Origin of the sequence: Candidatus Darwinibacter acetoxidans, assembly GCF_041936445.1 — a bacterium.
GTDB lineage: Bacteria > Bacillota > Limnochordia > Darwinibacteriales > Darwinibacteriaceae > DTU010.
Genome location: NZ_JBHGXH010000336.1, coordinates 1 through 1,029 on the forward strand (window position 1 = coordinate 1; position 1,029 = coordinate 1,029).

A 1,029-nucleotide genomic window follows, 5' to 3' on the forward strand; every position below is an offset into this window, starting at 1 on the left:
AAATTTGTGCAACTGAAGTACTGGGACAGGAAATTGACCGACTATGGCATCTGCCAGCGACTCTACATATCGCGCAGGACGTTATACAACTGGCGGCATCGGATACTGAGGAGCATTGCAGAGGAAATGGGACTGCTGTAACATCTTTGCACAAAGATTGCACTTTGGGCCTTACGAAACGTGCTATGTTGTTATTGGCGGAGAATGTTAAACTGCATACTGAGGAGCCGCCAATGAGGGCGGCTTTTTGTTGTGGGTGATGCACATGGAAACAAATGTCGTAATGCTTGGCGATTGCCTCGATGTTTTACGCGAACTACCAGACAACAGCATAGACAGCGTGGTAACTGATCCGCCGTATGGTCTATCAAAAGAGCCGGACATCGAGGAAGTGTTGACGAAATGGATGGCTGGCGAAGACTACGAACACCGTCAAGAGCTGGGGTTTGGGGGGTGGAGTAGGTGCAGCAGTTGACCTTGTTTGCCCATTCCACCGAGAGCTTCGATTCTCGCATGTGTCACTTGGCGCGGGAATGGGCGGCTTCGGAGCGCATCGAGAGTGAGACCCAGCGTGCCGCCTATCGGCGAGACCTGCTGATTCAGGCATACAAGGCGGCGCTGGCCGAGGGGTTGTCCGTGGACGAGGCCGTTGCTAACGTGCATCGTTACTTGCCGGGCGATGGCGCAGGGTCCGCATCTTGAGCGTGCCCATGCGGGGCGGGAGATATGCGGGAGGTGTCGAGCGGTTAATGAGTGAGCGCAGCGCCGTTGAGTGGCTGGGCTGTGAACATGGGAGGGCGGCGGATGAAACACTTTCTGCGACAGGCGTACAAGATAGAAACCAGGATAGACTCAAAGCTGGAGCAGCTGGAGAGTCTTCGCTCCTTGGCAGAGAAGGCGACCGCCACGCTGGACGCTAGTCCCAGCAAGCCGACGGGTCCGGGCAAGGGGCAGGACATACTGGCCAAGATTATGGACCTGGAGCTGGAGATCCAGAAGGACATCCAGGAGCTGCTGGCCGTCAAGGAG

2 protein-coding genes and 1 pseudogene are annotated in these 1,029 nt (G+C 56.0%); all 3 read left to right on the forward strand.

Features of this window, described 5'->3' with window-relative positions; translation table 11 throughout:
* The first annotated feature begins 6 nt into the window (after positions 1–6).
* Positions 7–141 carry a hypothetical protein gene (locus ACE4YL_RS14590; protein ID WP_461369747.1) on the forward strand — a complete coding sequence of 45 codons (135 nt, stop codon included), beginning with the start codon at positions 7–9 and terminating at the stop codon, positions 139–141.
* 321 nt (positions 142–462) lie between these two features.
* Complete coding sequence (locus ACE4YL_RS14595; RefSeq protein ID WP_461369746.1) at positions 463–702, forward strand: hypothetical protein; 240 nt, start codon at positions 463–465, stop codon at positions 700–702.
* 102 nt (positions 703–804) lie between these two features.
* Positions 805–1,029, forward strand: a pseudogene (locus ACE4YL_RS14600) (hypothetical protein); the annotation flags it as partial.